This is a genomic window from Cobetia sp. SIMBA_158 (genome assembly GCF_046566945.1).
Taxonomy (GTDB): domain Bacteria; phylum Pseudomonadota; class Gammaproteobacteria; order Pseudomonadales; family Halomonadaceae; genus Cobetia; species Cobetia amphilecti.
This window is the reverse complement of record NZ_JAWJYL010000854.1, coordinates 1-247: the sequence shown is the minus strand read 5'-3', so window position 1 is coordinate 247 and position 247 is coordinate 1. Positions and strand designations below refer to the sequence as shown.

Here is a 247-nt window from a genome sequence, read left to right as displayed (position 1 = left end):
GGTAACACTTCAGCCACTGCGTCGTTACCCATTAGACGCGGCCATTTTGTTCAGCGATATTTTAACGATTCCTGATGCAATGGGTTTAGGTTTGTACTTCGAAACAGGTGAAGGCCCTAAGTTTGAACGTCCTATTTCGTCGCTTGCAGATGTTAAAAAAATACCTAAGCTCGATCCAACTGACGAGCTTGGTTATGTAATGAATGCAGTAAGTACTATCCGCCGTGAACTTAAAGGCGAAGTACCA

At 43.7% G+C, this 247-nt stretch carries 1 protein-coding gene; it reads left to right on the top strand.

What is annotated here, in order from left to right:
* Positions 1-247: uroporphyrinogen decarboxylase family protein (locus R2R70_RS22245; RefSeq protein ID WP_410979237.1), on the top strand; the 247-nt coding region annotated here is incomplete at both ends.